This is a genomic window from Dellaglioa sp. CoH-56-MRSF-14 (assembly GCF_056782115.1).
Genome location: NZ_JBXAYB010000063.1, coordinates 1 through 321, shown reverse-complemented (window position 1 = coordinate 321; position 321 = coordinate 1). Strand labels below are relative to the sequence as shown.

Below are 321 nucleotides of genomic sequence, written 5' to 3'. Positions count from 1 at the left end.
GCCCTGATCAGCGATCTTGGGCTCGACGACAGGCAGATGCAAAACCAATTGGGCTCCCTATGAGAACGGTGCACATTTCCCAGTTCCGGAACAACGCCGAGTACCCGATCGCCGTTCACCGGGTCCATCACCATACGCCGCTTGAGCCCGGATTCTACAGGGCATCGGTCTCGCTCGGCTCGTTCCAACATCACTGGACTGATGTGGTGGGTACCGCGTACTTCAAGGGGAAATCTCTTGATCATTGGTTCCATGTATATCTGTCGGATCAAGACCGGGAGCAGGACCTGAAGTTCCAGCGACGTGCGTATGAACAGGACC

At 56.1% G+C, this 321-nt stretch carries 1 protein-coding gene; it reads left to right on the top strand.

The window, feature by feature from the left end; genetic code table 11:
* Positions 1–59: 59 nt before the first annotated feature.
* A partial coding sequence (locus AC1RPX_RS07860) for a hypothetical protein (protein WP_481763340.1) occupies positions 60–321 on the top strand: 262 nt, incomplete at its 3' end.